This window comes from Capsulimonas sp., from assembly GCF_039929585.1.
Taxonomy (GTDB): Bacteria; Armatimonadota; Armatimonadia; order Armatimonadales; family Capsulimonadaceae; genus Capsulimonas.
Map to the genome: position 1 here is coordinate 1 of NZ_JBDSQY010000292.1, position 17,962 is coordinate 17,962.

General features: G+C 58.8%; 19 protein-coding genes and 1 tRNA gene. 9 read left to right on the top strand and 11 right to left on the bottom strand.

Annotated elements, in window-relative coordinates:
* Positions 1 to 1,052: ATP-binding protein (locus ABIZ35_RS22080; RefSeq protein WP_348222093.1), on the top strand; the 1,052-nt coding region annotated here is incomplete at its 5' end.
* 6 nt (positions 1,053 to 1,058) lie between these two features.
* Complete coding sequence (locus ABIZ35_RS22085) at positions 1,059 to 1,769, top strand: response regulator transcription factor (RefSeq protein WP_348222094.1); 711 nt, start codon at positions 1,059 to 1,061, stop codon at positions 1,767 to 1,769.
* Between the two features lie 69 nt (positions 1,770 to 1,838).
* Here ABIZ35_RS22085 and ABIZ35_RS22090 read toward each other — a convergent pair whose 3' ends face one another.
* Positions 1,839 to 2,459 carry a TetR/AcrR family transcriptional regulator gene (locus tag ABIZ35_RS22090; protein WP_348222095.1) on the bottom strand — a complete coding sequence of 207 codons (621 nt, stop codon included), beginning with the start codon at positions 2,457 to 2,459 and terminating at the stop codon, positions 1,839 to 1,841.
* 59 nt (positions 2,460 to 2,518) lie between these two features.
* Positions 2,519 to 3,847: an SCP2 sterol-binding domain-containing protein gene (locus ABIZ35_RS22095; protein ID WP_348222096.1), complete on the bottom strand. Its 1,329-nt coding sequence runs from the start codon at positions 3,845 to 3,847 to the stop codon at positions 2,519 to 2,521.
* A gap of 203 nt (positions 3,848 to 4,050) precedes the next feature.
* Here ABIZ35_RS22095 and ABIZ35_RS22100 point away from each other — a divergent pair, with 203 nt between their 5' ends.
* On the top strand, positions 4,051 to 4,506 hold the full coding sequence (locus ABIZ35_RS22100) for a DUF1810 domain-containing protein (protein WP_348222097.1): 456 nt from the start codon (positions 4,051 to 4,053) through the stop codon (positions 4,504 to 4,506).
* A 2-nt stretch (positions 4,507 to 4,508) separates the two neighbouring features.
* Here ABIZ35_RS22100 and ABIZ35_RS22105 read toward each other — a convergent pair whose 3' ends face one another.
* Positions 4,509 to 5,360 (bottom strand): sterol desaturase family protein, encoded by an 852-nt coding sequence (locus tag ABIZ35_RS22105; RefSeq protein ID WP_348222098.1) that lies wholly within the window; start codon positions 5,358 to 5,360, stop codon positions 4,509 to 4,511.
* A 179-nt stretch (positions 5,361 to 5,539) separates the two neighbouring features.
* Positions 5,540 to 6,274 (bottom strand): PEP-CTERM sorting domain-containing protein, encoded by a 735-nt coding sequence (locus ABIZ35_RS22110; RefSeq protein ID WP_348222099.1) that lies wholly within the window; start codon positions 6,272 to 6,274, stop codon positions 5,540 to 5,542.
* Positions 6,275 to 6,682: 408 nt separating this feature from the next.
* Between ABIZ35_RS22110 and ABIZ35_RS22115 the strand changes: the two genes are divergently transcribed.
* The 6 genes from ABIZ35_RS22115 to ABIZ35_RS22140 all read left to right on the top strand — a co-directional run bounded on the left by ABIZ35_RS22115 (position 6,683) and on the right by ABIZ35_RS22140 (position 13,060).
* Positions 6,683 to 7,045 carry a Na-translocating system protein MpsC family protein gene (locus tag ABIZ35_RS22115; protein ID WP_348222100.1) on the top strand — a complete coding sequence of 121 codons (363 nt, stop codon included), beginning with the start codon at positions 6,683 to 6,685 and terminating at the stop codon, positions 7,043 to 7,045.
* Positions 7,046 to 7,167: 122 nt separating this feature from the next.
* Complete coding sequence (kdpF, locus tag ABIZ35_RS22120) at positions 7,168 to 7,257, top strand: K(+)-transporting ATPase subunit F (protein ID WP_348222101.1); 90 nt, start codon at positions 7,168 to 7,170, stop codon at positions 7,255 to 7,257.
* 10 nt (positions 7,258 to 7,267) lie between these two features.
* Positions 7,268 to 9,052, top strand: a complete 1,785-nt coding sequence (gene kdpA / locus ABIZ35_RS22125) for a potassium-transporting ATPase subunit KdpA (RefSeq protein WP_348222102.1) — start codon at positions 7,268 to 7,270, stop codon at positions 9,050 to 9,052.
* Positions 9,053 to 9,095: 43 nt separating this feature from the next.
* Positions 9,096 to 11,231 carry a potassium-transporting ATPase subunit KdpB gene (gene kdpB / locus ABIZ35_RS22130; protein WP_348222111.1) on the top strand — a complete coding sequence of 712 codons (2,136 nt, stop codon included), beginning with the start codon at positions 9,096 to 9,098 and terminating at the stop codon, positions 11,229 to 11,231.
* Between the two features lie 37 nt (positions 11,232 to 11,268).
* Positions 11,269 to 11,907, top strand: coding sequence for a potassium-transporting ATPase subunit KdpC (gene kdpC, locus ABIZ35_RS22135; RefSeq protein ID WP_348222103.1), 639 nt, complete (start codon positions 11,269 to 11,271; stop codon positions 11,905 to 11,907).
* 4 nt (positions 11,908 to 11,911) lie between these two features.
* Positions 11,912 to 13,060, top strand: a complete 1,149-nt coding sequence (locus ABIZ35_RS22140) for a universal stress protein (RefSeq protein WP_348222104.1) — start codon at positions 11,912 to 11,914, stop codon at positions 13,058 to 13,060.
* Here ABIZ35_RS22140 and ABIZ35_RS22145 read toward each other — a convergent pair.
* The 7 genes from ABIZ35_RS22145 to ABIZ35_RS22175 all read right to left on the bottom strand — a co-directional run bounded on the left by ABIZ35_RS22145 (position 13,055) and on the right by ABIZ35_RS22175 (position 17,837).
* Positions 13,055 to 13,537: a T6SS immunity protein Tdi1 domain-containing protein gene (locus ABIZ35_RS22145; RefSeq protein WP_348222105.1), complete on the bottom strand. Its 483-nt coding sequence runs from the start codon at positions 13,535 to 13,537 to the stop codon at positions 13,055 to 13,057. The genes ABIZ35_RS22140 and ABIZ35_RS22145 overlap by 6 nt on opposite strands.
* Positions 13,538 to 13,646: 109 nt before the next feature.
* Positions 13,647 to 14,093, bottom strand: coding sequence for a carboxymuconolactone decarboxylase family protein (locus ABIZ35_RS22150; RefSeq protein WP_348222106.1), 447 nt, complete (start codon positions 14,091 to 14,093; stop codon positions 13,647 to 13,649).
* A gap of 66 nt (positions 14,094 to 14,159) precedes the next feature.
* Positions 14,160 to 14,678 carry an Rrf2 family transcriptional regulator gene (locus ABIZ35_RS22155; protein WP_348222107.1) on the bottom strand — a complete coding sequence of 173 codons (519 nt, stop codon included), beginning with the start codon at positions 14,676 to 14,678 and terminating at the stop codon, positions 14,160 to 14,162.
* Positions 14,679 to 14,778: 100 nt separating this feature from the next.
* Positions 14,779 to 15,624 carry an isocitrate lyase/phosphoenolpyruvate mutase family protein gene (locus ABIZ35_RS22160; protein ID WP_348222108.1) on the bottom strand — a complete coding sequence of 282 codons (846 nt, stop codon included), beginning with the start codon at positions 15,622 to 15,624 and terminating at the stop codon, positions 14,779 to 14,781.
* The gene (locus tag ABIZ35_RS22165) at positions 15,624 to 16,103 is read right to left on the bottom strand and encodes a hypothetical protein (protein WP_348222109.1); all 480 of its coding nucleotides are present in this window, start codon (positions 16,101 to 16,103) and stop codon (positions 15,624 to 15,626) included. The genes ABIZ35_RS22160 and ABIZ35_RS22165 overlap by 1 nt, the downstream gene beginning before the upstream one ends.
* Before the next feature lie 104 nt (positions 16,104 to 16,207).
* Positions 16,208 to 17,614, bottom strand: coding sequence for a sigma-70 family RNA polymerase sigma factor (locus ABIZ35_RS22170; RefSeq protein ID WP_348222110.1), 1,407 nt, complete (start codon positions 17,612 to 17,614; stop codon positions 16,208 to 16,210).
* Positions 17,615 to 17,762: 148 nt separating this feature from the next.
* Positions 17,763 to 17,837, bottom strand: a tRNA-Val gene (locus ABIZ35_RS22175).
* Between the last annotated feature and the right edge of the window lie 125 nt (positions 17,838 to 17,962).

Consider the following 17,962-nt stretch of genomic DNA (forward strand, 5'->3'; position numbering starts at 1 on the left):
TCACTTCTGACTTGGACCCTGTCATTGATCCACAAACACTCTCACAAATTCAGCGGCTGGCCGACGCCGCCTGCGCCAATGACCGCGTGATCGGCCTGGGCGAGGGACAGCACCTCTGGGCCAAAGCAGTCTCGGGAATGGATGTCTCGCCGGAAAGCCTCGGCGTTTATATCCCGCTCCACGCCGCCGACACCCTTGTCGGAGTGCTCCACGTCGGCCCACGCGCGGACGGACGCCCTTACTCCGCGCTGGAAGAGCGTCTCATCCTGACGCTCGCCAATCACGCCGCCGTCGTCATCGCCCGCGATCTTCTGGCGCAGCAGGCATCCGAGGCCACGGCGCTGCGTGAGGCCGACACGCTCAAGGACGCTCTCGTCTCCCTAGTGTCGCATGAGCTGCGCACCCCTCTCGCCGCCATCAAAGCCTCCGTCAGCGGCCTGCTCCAGCCGGACGCGGTGTGGAGCCATGACGCCCGCCAGGAAGCGCTGATCGCCATTGACAGCGAAGCCGACCGCCTCAGCGGCGTCGTGAATAATCTGCTGGATCTCTCGCGCCTAGAAGCGGGCGCTTGGCTCCCGCGAAAAGACTGGTGCGACCTCGCCGAAGTCGCCGGGACCGCCTTGGATCGCCTGCCCGCGTCCGAAGCGTCCCGCGTCACTCTGGACGCAGAGGACGATCTGCCGCTGGCGTCAGCCGACTACACACAGATCGCTCTCGTCCTGACCAATCTTCTGGAGAACGCAATCAAGTACACGCCGCCGGCAAGCCCGATCCAGCTCACGTTAAAATCAAGCAGGGACGGATCGGAGCCGGGCGTCCTGGCGACCGTGCGCGACTTCGGCGCAGGGCTGGCGCCTGGTGAGGAAGGGCATCTTTTCGAACGCTTCTACCGTGGCCAAACGCATCAGGGCGGCCCTATCCACGGTACGGGCCTGGGCCTGGCGCTCTGCCAGTCGATCGTCCTCGCGCACGGCGGCCGCATCTGGGCGTCCAACGCCCCGGCCGGCGAACCACGCGGCGCCGTCTTTTCATTTTTTCTGCCGAAGGGGTAATTTGCGTTGTCCAAAACGACCGACAAAGCGACAATTTTAGTCGTCGACGACGAGCCGGAAATCCTGCGCGCGGTCCGCGCCGGCCTGCTCGCCCAGGGCTATCAAGTCCAGTCCGCCATGAACGGCGAGGAGGCCCTGCGCTCCGCGTCCGCCGCCGCGCCGGACTTAGTTATCCTCGACGTCATGCTGCCCGGCGAACTCACTGGTCTGGAAGTCTGCCGCCGCATCCGAGAATGGAGCGATGTCCCTATTCTGATGCTCTCCGCGCTCGGTCAGGAGCGGCAAAAAGTCGCAGCCTTAGACATAGGCGCCGACGATTATCTCACCAAACCCTTCGGCATGGACGAGCTCACCGCCCGCGTCCGCGCCGCCCTGCGCCGCCGCCGCGCGGCCGCTCCCACCCCCGAACCGGCAAACTTCACCTGGGGCGATGTCACGTTAGACTACGCCCGCCGCCTCGTCACGAAGGGCGAAACGGAAGTCAAGCTCACCCCGCTCGAATACGATATCCTGCGCTTCCTCACTCAGAACGCCGACCGCGTCGTCACGCACCGGCAATTACTCTCCAACGTCTGGGGCGCCGAATACGCCGAAGACACCCAGCTTCTGCGCGTTCATGTCGGCCATCTGCGCCGTAAAGTCGAGGACACCCCGGGCCGCCCGCGTATGATCGTGACCGATCCGGGGGTAGGATATCATATTCGGACAGCCGATTGAATTGCTGACGGTAAGGAAATTGTGTACGACAACGCGCTTTCCGAACGAAAACACCGCCATAAGGCTGATCTATTGGGAGTTAATCGAGCGACAGATGTGGTCCATGATGTCGCGGATGGCTTTATCCCGTTGATCCAGCTCCTGAACGCCCAGGAGTGAGAACGATCCGATCTGGGTCAGAGAGGCGAGGCCATGAACGGTCGACCAGGCGAACAAAGCGTCCGAGGTCAGTTCGTTCTCACTGGCGTCGGTTTTGATTGCCCGAATGGCCTCCTTGAGAAGCGAAAACGCCTCGGTCGCGCGTGCGAAGAGGTAAGGATGCTCTTTGAGATCCGGGAGGGGCGTACCGAACATCAGACGATATTGGAGAGGATGCTGCATCGCAAACTCCAAATAGGCTCGTCCGATCGTTTCCAGCGCGCCGCGTGGATCGCCGTCTCCGATGGCCGCTTTCAAATACTGCGTGAAGCCTGAGAACGCCCGCTCCATGACCTCGGCCAGAATATGCTCCCGGCTGGGAAAATGCTTATAGGGCGCCTGGTGTGAGACGTTGAGCCTCCGGGCCACTTCACGCAGGCTCAAGGCTTCCAAGCCGTTTTGGCTGATGATCTGGAGCGCTTCCGCGAGACACGCCTCGCGAACATCGATTTTCTCCTTGGGCGCAGACTTCTTGAGAGGAGCGGACCGCATCTTTCGTGATATCCCCTATGGCCTTCATTCGTCTCAAGCAGTATACCCTCCCCATTTCCTCAGGTTGGAAAACATCGTCCGAATTCCGCCAGCAGCTTGGGATTGCCCTTCAGACGAAGCGCCCGCGTCACGAGCATCCACGCCAAGCTGCGCTTCTTGGCGAGGAACTCGAGCCAAGCCTTCGAATCCACGGTCACACGCAGATCGGCCCGGCCGATCAAGCCACTCTGGATGTCCAGCATCTGATCGGCGATTGTCATTGTCACCTCTATGGATTCTCCGCCAGTGAACTGAAAGTGATAAACAGCGCGGACGCCCTTCGACTGACCTCTCTGGAACACAAGCGGCATGGTTCCCATAAGTCGCTTGACTGTGGGCGGCATGACGCCGCTCCGGATGCGACGGACCGTTTTGTACGGGAAGCGCTTCGTCACATGGTTCTCCGCGTCCGTCCCCGCGACCACATACACCGGCTCGATCTTTTCCTGAAGCGGGCTAAGAGTACGGCGAATGAAACCGCTCTTGTCTGTCAGAAAGGGACCGATGACATCCTCACCTGCGGGACATACAGCCAAACAGTACGCCGATTTGTAATTTGCGCCAAAAGAAAGACTTTGCCACATTGACGCCGTTTCCTGATCAGAGACTTTCTCCTGATACGCTTTTCCGCTGGAACTGTCTGCGACCGTCTGGACCCAGTCGTTGAAGCCACCGAAGAATTCGCGATAATTGTGATTGAGACACGCAATGGCGTCGAAGCGCCCGTCCGAAGCGATTGCCCCGACCGGGCACGCCGCGACACAGAGCTTGCATTCCAGGCAGGGATTGTAATCGATCGGCGCGCTCTCGTCCGCGACCTTCGCGTCCACGAGCACCGTGCTCAGCAGGATGAAATTGCCGAAGATCGGATGGATGACATTCCGGTGGATCCCCATCCTGCCAAGCCCCGCCGCTTCCGCAACGATCTTGTGCGAAACGATCCAGGCGCGCCCCGGCGTCTCCGACATTTCCATAGGAAATCCGGCGGCGGTATTGAGCGCGGACACGCCAAGGTCCCGAAGCCGTAAGACGATCTTTCGCGCCACCATGTCGATCTCGTCCGTGGCGGCATGAAATTCTTTGTTGGCGACACTTCGGGCCGTCGACCGGAGAGGCTCAGGACTCATCCGAACGACAATGCTGATGAGCGATTGCGTCTGTGGGAACGCCTGGAGAACAAATGGCCTCTCTCCGTCGAGTTCCTCCCTGTCCAGCCGCACGACGCCGGCATCGTCGGCGCCGCACTCCCGGGCAATCACCTTCAGCATCTCCAGATTTAGCTCAGGCGCACGTTGCTCGGACTGCCTGAGCGCGCGAAATGCCTGGATGGTCGGATGGTCATTTTTCATTACGATTCCCTCCTGCGCATATTATGCACGCCAGAAGTTGACAGTGTCAACCATCAGGGCGATTTTGAAGGAATTATCTTTATCGGGCATCTTCGCCGCAATGTGAAGGACACGCCGGGCCGTCCGCGTATGATTGTGACCGATCCCGGGGTAGGATATCATATTCGAACAGCTGATTAGTATTATTCGAACGGGAGTAAGCAGTGACACACATCAACGGATCCGAAGGCCGCAGGGATCCATTTCGTTTAGAGCGATTCATCAGCGCTCAGCAGGCCGTGTACGGAACCGCCCTCACAGAGCTGACGAAGGGCCGCAAGAGAACGCATTGGATGTGGTACATTTTCCCACAATTCGAAGGACTGGGATATAGCGCCACGTCGAAGCATTACGCTATCCGCAGTCTAGAAGAAGCGCAGGCATACCTCGATCATCCCGTGCTGGGCGCACGGCTTCAGCAATGCGCCGAGGCGGTGCTCGCCGTCGAAGAACGGACGGCGTCGGAAATCTTCGGGTCTCCGGACGACGTCAAGCTTCAGTCATCCATGACATTATTTGCGCAGGCGGACGGCTCAGGTTCGGTGTTTACCCGCGTGCTGGAGAAGTACTTCGACGGTCAAACAGACGGCGAGACGCTTCGGAGGTTAGGAGCGAAATAACTTCACTCCCCCTCTCCCAGGGAATGCGCCGGTTTCTCAAGCGCCGGGGCCTCTGGCGGCCCCAGCGGATAAAGCAATTGATCGATCATCGCTGGGGGCATTACGGCGTCGATCCCATACGATTCCGGCCATTCCTTGGGCAGGTTGTGCGTCCCAAAGATCCGGTCTAGCCAGGGAAGAGTCGAGGAGTAGTTGTGGTCGATCAGCCCGGTTTTCGTGTGGTGCCAGTGATGGAACTTCGGCGTGGAGACCAACCATTCCAGTGGGCCGAAGCTCCACTTGAGGTTGGCGTGAATGAAGAAGCCCCAAACCGTGCCGACTAACGTAACCAGCACCGGGAGCGTGCTGCCGCCGGCCGCGCTCGTCGGACCGCCCAGTCCCAGCACATACATCGGCACGAGGGCGCAAGTGCGGCTGAACACCATGTCGAGCGGATGGGCTCGCGTGTTGACCAAAAAATCAAGTTCTTCCGCGCTGTGATGGACCGAGTGAAACCGCCAGAGAAATGGGATCTGGTGGCTCCAGCGATGCCCCCAATAATAGCCCACCTCTCCCGCCACAAATCCAAGCAAGGCTCGTGTCCAAAAAGGAAGTGACGCCGTCCACTCCAGCAGAGAACCAGGCAGTATTTTATGGGTCGACCAGCCAAGAATAGCCGCCGGCACACTCAAGATCGCGGCGGGGAGCAGGCTGTTGAGGAAGTAGTAGCCAAGATCAGCGCCAATGCCTTTGCGCAGAGCCTTGTGGCTATGAACCGCAAAAAAATACTCCAGCGGCGCAAAGATGACGACCAGGATCGCCAGCCAGAGCGAGAGTCTGAGGAGACTGAGCAGAATTACAAGTAGCTGAGCCATAGATACTGTCCTGGCCTATCAACGCGCGGAGGCGGAATATGGTCAAGCAAGCCAGACGACGATCGACTGCGCTTAACCCCTTGGTTTGATCAATTGTATCATAAACGGCCTCGGAAGAGAAAATCATTTCTCTTCCGAGGCCGTTGGATGTTATCGCTAAGACTTCGCCGGAGCGAAACTTACGCAGCGGATTTCTTCGAACGGCGGCGGCGGACGATCGCGCCGAGGCCAAGCACGCCGGCGAACATCGCCGCGAGTGAGGAGGGTTCCGGCACGGCGGAAACATCCGTCATCGAAACGCCATCCAGCAGCGCGAACGGAGGAACGCCATCCGGCGTGCCATTCGCCAGGAAAGAAAGCACTTCGCTTCCAGACGTGGCGGTGAAGTTGAACGTTTCGTGCTTCCAACCAGAGAAGTCATGGCTGGCGAGTGATTCGATGGTGGTGGACTGCGTGTCGCCGCCCAGGCTTACAACCCACTGTTCCGTCGTATCGCCGTCATAGCCGGATTGCTGCGCGGCGGCCCAATCGAAGCTCAGGGCGTAGGTATGGCCCGCAATCAGTCCACTGACATTCTGATTGATGGCGCCCACGGAAAAGGCTCCGTCCGCGCCAACATAGTTGCCGCCGGTCGGGCTTGACGTAAGACCATTCGCGGAGCCGGTGCCCGGTCCCCAGAGCTTGAGGTTATTGTACAGGCCATTCGCTCCGACGGTGTCGGCAGGCTGGGTGAAGACGAAGTTGTAGCCTTCAGTATACCATCCCGTGGCGTCCGTATTGTAGCCCATCTGGCCAGCGCCGTTCGTAAGCGTCTCAAAGCCGCCGTTGGTAATCAATTGCGTCGCATGCACGCTGCCGGACACACTGATCGTCAGCCCAAGCGCAGCGACCACAGTCATCATCTTCTTCGTCATTTACATTTCTCCTGAGAATTAAATTACCATTGCGCGACGCCGCTGTAACCGCCTGCTTACTCTGTTCAGACACTCGATAACCGTACTCGCAAGCTCTATTTCATCAACAGTCTGATGCATGCTCGCGACAACGTGGGATGATGCGGAATAAAATCGATTTCCAAAGCAAGTTCAACAGGGAATATGTATCCTTACCAAAGTTCTATTTGTTACAATGATAACTATACACATCTAATACAGCACAAGCGTCCTGCCGTACTGATTATACACGATATCCGCAAATTAATCAAATCTAATCATTAAACTTTACGATTTCTTTATATCTCCCCTCCCGGCCTTTACGCCCACGTTATACGCAAAATGATAAGCTCTCTGTGTCTCGGACTTGAGACGAGTGAGGCGCCGATCATGTGCAAGACAACCCATTTGGAATTCGAGGCCGCGTTTCGACTGTCGCTGTTTTTACAGCGGGAGTTTGGATTGTCGCCCGGCGGTGCTCACGCCGATCTCGACGGCGATGTGCTGACCGTGCAGATGATGAACGCATTGACGCCGATTGGGCTTGTCGTATCGCAAAGCCCGGATGGAGCGGCGGCGCTCAAGGGCGTCTACACCATCCTGTACGAAATCAATCGGAACAAGATGGAGCGGTTGATTTCTCGGATCGCGGGCGTTCCTGTGGACGACAGTCAGATGCAGATCGATGTGGAGAACGCTGGCGTTCTCATCTGTTTTCATCTGCGCCGGACGCAGTCACACGACGCGGCATGAGAGAACAGGAGAACTGGAATGCAGGATTTTTGGTTTTTGACGATCACCGTCATCTTTTTTGCACTTGCGCTGGGCATGGCGCGAGGGTGCGCGAAGCTGTAACGATAGGGAGCACCAACGCGATGATATTCGACTATTGGCTGGCGGGCGCGGCGACGGTGGGGTTATTCGGCTATCTGCTGTACGCCCTACTGCGCCCTGAAAGGTTCTGAGGCCCGACAAATGACGACAATCGGCTGGCTGCAAATCGCAGCCTTCTTTCTGATACTCTTGGCGCTGACAAAACCCATCGGTATCTTTCTACACCGAGTGATGGAAGGCGAACGGACGTGGCTGACACCCGTGCTCGGCCCCGTCGAGCGTGCGATCTATAAACTCGGCGGCGTCAAAAAAGACGAGGACATGTCGTGGACGGTGTACGCCCTCGCGCTGCTCGCGTTTAGCATCGTGACGCTGGTGATCACATTTGGTCTGCTGAGAATGCAAGCATGGCTGCCGCTTAACCCTCAGCACTTTGGCGCGAAAGAGATGACGCCGGACCTTGCGTTCAACACGGCGGTCTCATTCACGACTAACACGAACTGGCAGGCTTACGCCGCCGAAAGTACGGTGTCGTATTTCAGCCAGATGGTTTCGCTGGCATCGCACAACTTCTTCTCGGCGGCGGCGGGCATCGCGGTGGCGATCGCCTTAGTGCGCGGCCTGGCGCGAAAGTCGGCGTCGGGCGTGGGCAATTTCTGGGTGGACATCACACGCGCCACGCTTTACATTCTTCTGCCCCTTTGCTTGATCTTCGCGATGATCTTCGTGCAGCAAGGCGTGATCCAAAACTTCCATCCTTACCAGACGGTGACGACGCTGGAGGGGGGCAGCCAGATCATCCCCGGAGGCCCCGTGGCCTCGCAAGAGGCCATCAAAGAGTTGGGGACGAACGGCGGCGGCTTCTTTAATGCGAACTCCGCGCACCCGTTTGAGAACCCCACCCCATTCACAAACATGCTGCAAGTGCTGATGATCTTCGCAATCGGAGCGGGCATGACCTACGCCTTCGGACTCTATGTCGGCAATGTCCGGCAGGGTTGGGCGATCTTCGGCGCGATGTCGTTTCTCTTCTTGATCGGCGTCTCCGTGGCGTATGTCCAGGAGGCGAAGGGCAATCCGATGATCGCGGCGCAGGGTGTGGACGCCACCACGCGAACGATGGGCGACGCCGGCGGCAACATGGAGGGCAAGGAAATACGCTTCGGGCAGGCCGGCGCCACGCTCTTCGCGACCGTCACCACGGACGCCTCGTGCGGCGCCGTCAACTCCATGCACGATTCATACACGCCGCTCGGCGGCCTCGTCCCGATGGCGAACATTCTGACGGGCGAAGTGATCTTCGGAGGTGTTGGCGCCGGTCTCTACGGCATGCTGATGTACGCCATTCTCGCCGTCTTCATCGCCGGTCTGATGGTCGGACGAACTCCCGAATACCTCGGCAAAAAAGTCGAAGCGTATGAGGTCAAGATGGCGATGCTCGCCGCTTTGATTCTCGCCGGCAGTATCCTCGGCGGTACAGCGATCGCCAGCGTGACGCACATTGTTAATCCCGCTTACTGGAACACGGTCGCGGGAACGGCCAACGACATGGCGGCGGCGAATGTGAACAACAGTGGCCCGCACGGCTTCTCGGAGATCTTCTACGCCTTTGATTCGGCGACGGGAAATAACGGCAGCGCCTTCGCGGGTATCTCGGTCAACACGCCGTTCTGGAACCTCGCGCTTGGCATCGCGATGCTGGTGGGTCGGTTTCTGATGATCATCCCGCTGCTCGCCATCGCCGGCAGTATGGCGAAGAAGAAGCGAGCGGCGGCAAGCGTCGGCACCTTCCCGACCGATAACGTTCTGTTCGCCGGACTGCTGGTCGGCACCGTGGTAATCGTCGGCGCTCTGGCGTATTTCCCCGCCGTTTCCCTTGGTCCCGTCGTGGAGCATTTCTTGATGCACGGCGGACGCACTTTCTAGGAGAACTTCCATGACGACAATCGTCAATAACCATATCGACAAAATGGAGGCGCCCGGCGCGCCTCCCTCGGGCCCGCATCTCAAGCGCGCCCGCCCGCTCTTCGATCCGCCCATCGTGCGTCGCGCTCTGGGCGACGCCTTTCGCAAACTTGATCCACGAGTCCAGGCGAAGAACCCGGTCATGTTCGTGGTCTGGGTCGGCAGCGCCGTCTCCACGATCCTGTTCATTCAAGACCTGATTGAACATGTCGGCGGCTGGGAAACGGCCTTCGTCGGCCAGATCGCCCTGTGGCTCTGGTTCACCGTGCTGTTCGCCGGCTTCGCCGAAGCCATCGCCGAAGGGCGTGGCAAGGCGCAGGCAGATGAACTGCGCAAGACCCGCACGACGACATTGGCCAAGAAAGTCGGCGCCAACGGACAGACAGAAAGTGTCCCCGCATCCATTCTGCGCAAGGGCGACATCGTGATCTGCGATGTCGGCGACGTAATCCCGAGCGACGGCACGGTCATCGAAGGCATCGCGAGCGTCGATGAATCGGCCATCACCGGCGAATCCGCGCCGGTCATTCGTGAGGCGGGCGGCGACAGATCCGCCGTCACCGGCGGCACCAAGGTCATCTCAGACGGGATCAAAGTGGAGATCACGGCGAACCCTGGCGAGACATTTATCGACCGTATGATCGGGCTGGTGGAAGGTGCGCAGCGCCAGAAGACGCCGAATGAGATTGCGCTCAATATCTTAATCGCGGGCCTCACGATCATCTTTCTGCTGGCAACCGCGACTCTGCTGCCGTTCGGACAGTACGCGGGCGTCCATATCTCCATTGCGGTCTTGATCGCCCTGCTGGTCTGCCTGATCCCGACCACTATTGGCGGCCTGCTCTCGGCCATCGGCATCGCCGGCATGGACCGGGTCATGCAATACAACGTGCTCGCAATGTCCGGCAAAGCCGTCGAAGCCGCCGGCGACGTAGATGTACTTCTGCTGGACAAGACCGGCACGATTACGCTTGGCAACCGTCAGGCGGCAGAGTTCCTGCCGCTTCCTGGCGTTAACATTGCGGACCTCGCCGACGCCGCGCAGCTTTCCAGCCTCGCCGACGAGACGCCCGAAGGACGCTCCATCGTCGTCCTCGCGAAGGAACAATACGGCCTGCGCGGCCGCCATCTCGACGAGAACACCACAGAGTTCATTCCCTTCACCGCCCAAACACGAATGTCCGGCGTGAATATCCCCGGCCAGCGCGCCCGCAAAGGCGCCGTCCAAGCGGTCATCGATTATGTCAAAAGCAGCGGCGTCTCCGTCCCAAGCGAGCTGCAAAGCATCGCCGACGAGATTTCCCGCCGAGGCGGCACCCCTTTGGCGGTCACCCTGAACGAGCGACCGCTGGGGATCATCTACCTCAAGGACGTCGTGAAAGGCGGCATGCGCGAACGGTTCGATCATCTGCGCGCCATGGGCATCAAGACGATCATGATCACCGGCGACAACCCATTGACCGCCGCCGCCATCGCCCAGGAAGCTGGCGTCGATGATTTTCTGGCTCAGGCCAAGCCCGAAGACAAGATGGCGCTGATCAAGAAAGAGCAGGCCGAGGGACGCCTCGTCGCGATGACCGGCGACGGCACGAACGACGCGCCCGCCCTGGCGCAGGCCGACGTGGGCGTCGCAATGAACTCCGGCACGCAGGCCGCCAAGGAAGCCGGCAACATGGTGGACTTGGATTCCAATCCCACCAAGCTGATCGAGATCGTCGAAATCGGCAAACAGCTCCTGATGACGCGCGGCGCCCTGACAACGTTCTCCATCGCCAACGACGTCGCCAAATACTTCGCGATCATCCCAGCGATGTTCGCCACGCTCTACATCACGAACGGACAAACGCACGGCCCCCTTTGGGCATTAAATTTCATGCACCTGCACTCGCCCTACTCGGCCGTGCTCGCGGCTGTGATCTTCAACGCCCTGGTGATTATCGCCCTGATCCCTGTCGCCCTGCGTGGCGTCCCCTATCGCCCGATGGGCGCCGCTCAGGTCCTGCGCCGTAACCTGGCCGTGTGGGGATTGGGAGGGATACTCGTCCCATTCCCGTTCATCTGGCTGCTCGATCAAATATTAGTGGCGCTGCACTGCGCGCCGGGGTGGGTTACTCAGGGCGGTCGAAGCGCCGGGGGATGAGGGCCATCCGGGCTCTGCAACTCACGAAAGCAAAACAATGGCAAAGCAAATACTCACTTCAATACGCATCACTCTCGTTCTGCTGCTGATCGTCAGCGGCGTTTATCCTCTCGTCGTTTGGGGACTCTCGCAAGTCGCGTTCGCGCATCAAGCAAACGGCAGTCTCGTCCAAGACGCCCAGGGCCACACCGTCGGCTCCGCGCTTCTCGCACAGGGGTTCACCAAGCCCGACTACTTCCACCCTCGCCCTTCGGCGGCCGGATCGGGATATGACGCCACTGCCAGCAGCGGAACGAACCTGGGACCGACGAGCGATAAGCTCATCAATGGTATTCACAAGAAGACGTCAGACGGCAAGGACGATCCGTCGAACTTCGACGGCGTGAAGAATCTGGCGGCGGCGTATCGAGCGGACAATAATCTTGCGGCGAACGCCGCCGTACCGGTGGACGCCGTGACGCGCTCGGCGTCGGGGCTAGACCCGCACATCAGCGTCGCGAATGCGAATCTTCAAGCTGCTCGTGTGGCGAAGGCGCGCGGCGTGAGCGCGGAAGATGTCACGAGGTTGGTCGCGGCGAATACACAAGGACGCGATTTAGGATTTCTAGGTGAGCCGCGTGTGAACGTACTTCAGCTCAATCTTGCGTTGGACAAGCAGCTTCCGAAGGGCAAGTAACGCCATGACATATGAGGAAGACAACAAGCGACCGACTCCCGAGGAGCTGTTGGCCCGCCTGAAACGCGACGAGCGACAGGCGGGCCGGGGGCGTCTCAAGCTGTTTTTGGGCTTTGCGGCGGGCGTCGGCAAGACGTATGAGATGCTCAGCGAGGCAAATCGGCGAAAAAGTGAGCGCGGCCAGGATGTCGTGATCGGCTATGTCGAGACACACGGGCGTAAGGACACACAGGCGCAGATCGGCGATCTGGAGATCGTCCCGCGCAAAAAAGTCGAGTATAAGGGCGCATCGTTCGAAGAGATGGACACCGAGGCAATCATCGCGCGCAAGCCACAGTGGGTGATCGTCGACGAACTCGCGCACACGAACGTCCCCGGCAGCGGCCACGCCAAGCGTTACGAAGACGTGATGGATATACTCGCCGCCGGCATCAATGTGCTTTCGGCCATGAACGTGCAGCACTTAGAATCGCTCAACGACACCGTGCATCAGATTACGGGCGTTCGTGTGCGAGAGACGGTTCCCGATTGTGTTCTTGCGGAAGCTGGCGAGATCATCAGCATCGATATCAGTCCGCGTACGCTGATCAATCGGCTGGAGCGCGGCGATGTCTATCCTAAAGAGAAGGTCCCGCAGGCGCTGGCGAACTTCTTCAGCGAGGGCAATTTGGGGGCGCTGCGCGAGATCGCGCTGCGCGAAGTCGCGGGAGAGGTTGATCGATCCGTCCAGATTTACCGCGAGGAGCACGACGTCACGGAGCCGTGGCGGACACAAGAGCGGATCATGATCTGCATCTCTCCCGATCAGCCCTCCGACCGACTGCTAAGAAGAGGCTGGCGCATTGCCCGCCGCCTCCGCGCCGATCTCGTGGCCGTTTACGTCGCAACCGAGAAAGTGACGCCCGACCAGCAGCAAGTGTTGGACGCCGACTTCGCGCTCGCGTCGAGCCTCAGCATCCACATGGAGCAAGTCACCGGGCGCGACATCGCCCAGGCGCTCGCCGCCTACGCCCGCGAGCATCAAGTCACGGAAATCATCATCGGCCACTCGGGGCGCACGGCGTGGCAGGAGTTCTTACAGGGTTCGATCATCAACAAGCTCATCCGATTGGTGCGCGGAATCGATGTGCTGGTGGTGGCCAATAAGCTATGACGAGAGCGAAACATCCGACACCATGGCGCCTTCCGGCATCTTGCTGACCTGCTCGAAGATTTGTCCGGTCACGCCAAAATGAACGGTGATGTCCATCGCCTCAATGTTGTCCAGAACGTACTGACCGCCAAGAGCCATCGGGACTTTGAAACTAAAGATCTGCCCCGGCTGAAGCGTCATGCCCGCTTTCTGCAGGGCCGCGAACGCCTCCACATCAAACGCTCTCGTCACAAAATCTTTGTCTTCCATCAGCTCCGTCAGATGCTCCATACTGTCCGCCGCCGCAAGAAGATCGCCTGTACTTGTGTCCACCATACAAATGGCGCCGTCCACTAAGTCTTGTACGAACGCATTGCCCAGAGCCGTCAGCAGGATCGGCTGCTTGGTCTCGCCAATCAGCCACCGCCAGCTCTCCATCAATGCCACTCGGTCCAGGTGAGTGAAGTTCACGGTCAGGTCGTTCATCGTAATCGCCATAAGATTTCCCATTTCCATCCGGCCATGTGTTCCTAGGGGAAAACATGGCCGGCGAGATATTCCATCAGTTTACCATCCTCGGCGCAGCGAATGACAACCTTTTGCCTCCTCAGGAGTCACGATGGGCGGGGTATCGGCGGAAGGTGATCGCCATCCGGTTCCAGGCGTTGATCTCGACCACGGTCATGGCGAGGTCCACCAGTTCTTTATCGGTAAACTCGGTCTGCGCCGCGTCGAAGACTTCGTCGGGCACGTGTGTCTGCGACACAAGTGTCATGGATTCGGCGAGTTTGAACGCGGCTTGCTCGCGCGGGGTGTAAAGATCGGTCTCGCTCCAGGCGACCAGACAATCGATGCGCTGCTGGTTTTCGCCGATCTTACGCAGCTCCTGCGTGTGCATATCCACGCAAAAGCCGCAGCCGTTGATCTGCGATACGCGCAGCACGACGAGCAGACTCAGCTTTTGCTCAATCGCTCCCTTCTCCGAATAGGCATGAAGTCCGTAAAGCGCCTTGACCGCGCCGGGCGCAACCTGTGCATAATCGATTCGTGGCATGTGTTCTCTCCTTACTGAATTCCGGATAACAATTATCCGTGATTTACTGCAAAAAAATGCTGAACGTTAACCTTGGTTCAGCTTCAGGGCTTGTTCAAACCAGCGACGGGTAGCGTCGCGCCGCGTGGCGGGCAGTAAGGTCTGAAGACCTTCGTGGATGTCACCCAGTGTCTGGGTTCTGAGGTGGCGGCGCACCTGCTCCTCCGCTTCCATCATTACGGCGTGGATCGCGCACACTGTTGTCGGAGGTCCCTTAGGCTTGCCGGCGTCCAGAATGCAATTGCCGATAATATTTCGGCACTGGAACAACTGCACCGGCCCTTCCACCGCCTCGACGACTTCCAGGAACGTGATCTGTCCGGCAGGCTTCGCCAGTTCATACCCACCCTTGACGCCAGGAGCCGAACGCACTAAATCCGCCTTTTTGAGGCGCACGAAGATCTTGGCGAGATAAGACGGCGATATGCCCTGATACTCCGCTAGCTCAGCCACTCCTAGATGACGTCCGGCGGGCGGGTCGATCAAGTACAGCAGGCAATGCAGGGCATATTCCACCCCCACCCCGAACGCCGAGCCCTTTTCCATACTTAACCTTTCCGACGCACGCAACAATTACAGACAACTATTGTCTGAGATTATACTCAAACTCTTTGCCGCCGTCAACCCCGGCGGCAAAGATTCACGATTATTTTCGGGAGAACAGGAGATTCGCATCCGCGTAGGAGAGAGCGTTCTGTGTGAAACGCGTATACGTCCCCAATTCGAGCAGATCCATTGCGACGGCTCGGGTGAGCGCCATCGCGGCGCGGCAGGGACCGGCGCCGACACTCACGCGCGCCACGCCCAGCGCCTGAAGATCCGACGCCGGCGGACTTCCGGGCAGCGCTAAAATATTCAGAGGCCCGTGAATCTCGCGGGCCAATACGGAGATCATGGGAATATCCTTGACGAATGGAACGAACACGCAGTCCGCGCCGGCGGCGAGATATCGATTGCCGCGTTCGACAGCGATTTTCAGCTTTTGTTCGTCTGGAATATTCGTCAACGCGAAAGCGTCCGTGCGCGCATTGATCACAAGAGGTACTCCTGTGGCCTCGCCGATCGACCGCACGGCTTCGATTTTCTCCGATTGGAAATCGACATCGACCAGCGACACGCCGCCGTCCGCCATGTCCTCTAAATTGATCCCAACGGCGCCGGCGGTAAGGACGCCTCGCACGGTCGTCAGAACTTCCTTCACGGAATTGGCTCCATAACCGGCTTCAATATCGGCGGTGACGGGAATATGCACGGAGGCGACGATGCGGCGCAGCATGAACAGCATCTCGTCGCGCGGGATGATCTGCCCATCGGGATAGCCCAGAGTAAACGCAATCCCCGCGCTTGTCGAGGCGATTACCGGAAATCCCGCCTCTTCGAACAACCGGGCGCTCGCGGCGTCCCAGGCGTTCGGCAAGACCAAAATCTTCGGTCCCTGGTGCAATTGGCGCAGCAAAGCCGCCTTTTCTCTTTGCGATAGCGCTTCCGTCATCACAGCTTATGCTCCGCGGAATCAAGACCACGAAGTTCTCCATCAAAAATGGCGAACCAGCTGTTCGGAAACGGATACTCATCCGTGGACGGTAAATTCTTGACGCCGTAAGCTTCAAGAACCTCCCGGGTATGGTCGAGGGAACTATCCGCCGCCACCGAATAGCCCCGCGCCTCCATGGATTTCGCCATTGAGATCGCCTCCTCTGGGTGAGCATCCGCGACGCCCTCGAATTTATAAGAATCGTAATCGCGCGCCTGCATCGCCGCAAGCATCTCGGCCAAACTGCCGACGCGCTCTTCCCACCAGCCGTTATCGCCGCTGGGAAGAACATCGGGAGCTCCCGATGGGTTCTCCGTCGAACCACAGTAAAAACCTTCGCTGTCCGGTAGAAAAAAGCCCCAGCCGAGGTGGCCTGCGTATCCGAAGGGCAGCGGCGCATCCTCCGCACGACAAAAAACAAACGCCACACCGGTCATTTCAATACTCCTGCATCCATAGTTCCTGCGCCGACTTTATCGTGAACGGAAGCGCGGCGAATGCCTATTATGACGGATTGGAGCCGATCAATCAATATCCCGCTTCACTCAGGCATGACAATGGCCGCACGCAGCCGCTCAAGCGTCACGCCGGCGGCGGTCAACGCGCGCGCCGCCTCTCCATCGTTCTCGCGGAGCAACCCCACCAGCAGGTGCTCCGCGCCGACCATCCGGAGACCTGCCGCTCTCGCCTCTTCCTGAGCGCTGTCCAGTACATTTCTGGCGCGCGGCGCCAGAATCAGCGGCTGATCTTCGGAAAGAGCGGCTCCCGTACGCATGCCGTCCTGAATGTCTTGCGATATTTTCTCCAGCGAGACGTCCATTTGCTCTGTAAGCAATCGTGCGACTCCGCCTGATTGGTCGTGTATTGCACCCAGCAGGAGATGCTCCGTGGAAACCAAGTTCTCATTTCGAGCAATTGCTTCTTTTTGCGCCTGAATCACGATCCCTTGAACTTCTTCGGAGAAGACACTCCAATCGCCAGCTTTTACTTCCTCGGAAGCGCGAAACGCCGCCGCGATTGCCTCTGGATCGTCCTTGCGCAAGAGATGCGTGACGCCCGCCGAGTAACACGCCGCCGTCAGCAAAGCAGTTTCTTCTTGTGCATGAAGCAGCGTTACAGGAATATTCGCAGTCTCTAAATGAGCCTGACAGAATTCGATATATTCCAAACCCGACCGGTCGTTCAGGGTTTCATCAATCACCAAGATGTCATACCGCCGAAGAGCATCGCGCATCGGCAAATCGTCGATTCGAAGCTCCGCGAATTCAGTGTTCGCCAGCACATCTGGTATGAACCCAGCGACTTCGAGCGCGCTTTTAATCGCTTCCAGGTGATCGACGGCAAGATGTGTCTGAAGAATCGCCGCCCGGCGCGGCTGCGCTGTCGCGTGGTCCATACGCGGTGCTGACGCCGTGATCGTTTCTGGCATGAGATCGTATCCTTTCATATTCGCCGCCATTTGCCGCCGTCCACGATGGAGCCACACTTTCACGGCGCCTTCACTCGCCGCGCCCAGGGTATCGGCAATCTCCCGAATGGACATCCGGTCGATGTAAAACAACCGCACGGCTTGCGCCTGACGTCCCGGCAGACGCCGCAGCGCCCGAGCAATATCAAGACGGAGCAGCAGCGCCATGAGATCATCCGGGCTCGAGACTTGATCTTCATCACGAAGATCGAAGGTTTTTGGGCTGCGGCGGAGGCGCAGCGCCTCACGGCGTACGATGCTCTGCATCCATGAGTTCACGCGATCTGCATCCTGAAGATCGCCGATATGCATGCAGATTTGCAGCAAAGCAGCGGCGACGGCGTCCTGTGCGTCATCATAATGCTTCAGAACGCCATACGCCTGACCGAACAGGCTCAGCCGCGCGCCATCGACAAGAGCCGTCAAGGCTTCCAGGTCGCCGCCCTGCGCTTTCCGCGCAAGGGTATATTCGTTGGTCAATGGATCCATCAAAAGGAGAGAGGACAAGAAGCTCAAAAAGGTTACACGAGCAGTTAGAAACATCTTATGCCATCATCACAGCATTCACAATGCAAAACACCCGCTTGATCGGATGTAAAATCCGATCGAGCGGGTGTCCTATTTTGATTGGTGGGCGATGAGGGATTCGAACCCCCGACCTCCTCGATGTGAACGAGGCGCTCTACCACTAAGCTAATCGCCCAAGCTCCAGTTTTTCAAGTATCCCTCTGTGTCTATAATAGGTGAGACAGTTCGCTACACTAAATGCAATCCGTATCGAGGGCGGAGAATGGTCAAATCCGTTGGATTCTCACACCTTCAATGGTC